The 493-nt window shown below is 60.6% G+C and carries 1 pseudogene; it reads left to right on the forward strand.

The features are described from left to right. Positions 1–303: 303 nt before the first annotated feature. Positions 304–493, forward strand: a pseudogene (locus P0D96_RS48385) (type 1 glutamine amidotransferase domain-containing protein); the annotation flags it as partial.

The following is a 493-nucleotide window of genomic DNA, read 5'->3' on the forward strand; positions in this document are numbered from 1 at the left end:
CGCCCGGTCGAACAGCGAAGCGCTGCGCATACCATTGCATGGTCCAGGCAATACCTTCGTGTGATGGCGCGGCGCGGGAGCCGGACCAGAATACAAGCGTTCCTCGCATGCGTCGGCAATGGGAGGCCGCTATGACAGCGTCCTCTTCATCGCACCCGGCGGCCCCATCTTCCAGGCCCGCGCGGGCCAATTTCCCCGCAAGGCGAGGACCACGTACACCTGCTCCGAGCAACGACTTTCATCTCAAGCATGCCCTGCGGCGAAGCCGCGTTTAGACACTGGCCTCAATGAACGGAGACTGCAATGAAAATCCTGTTGGTTTTGACTTCGCACAACGTGCTTGGAGATACCGGCAAGCCGACCGGCTTCTGGCTCGAAGAATTCACGGCGCCCTACTATGCGTTCACGGATGCCGATGTGGAGGTCACCGTGACCTCACCCAAGGGTGGCCATCCACCGATCGATCCCAGAAGCGACGACCCCGACAATCAGA

The sequence above is a fragment of the Paraburkholderia sp. RL17-347-BIC-D genome, from assembly GCF_046027915.1.
Lineage (GTDB): Bacteria > Pseudomonadota > Gammaproteobacteria > Burkholderiales > Burkholderiaceae > Paraburkholderia.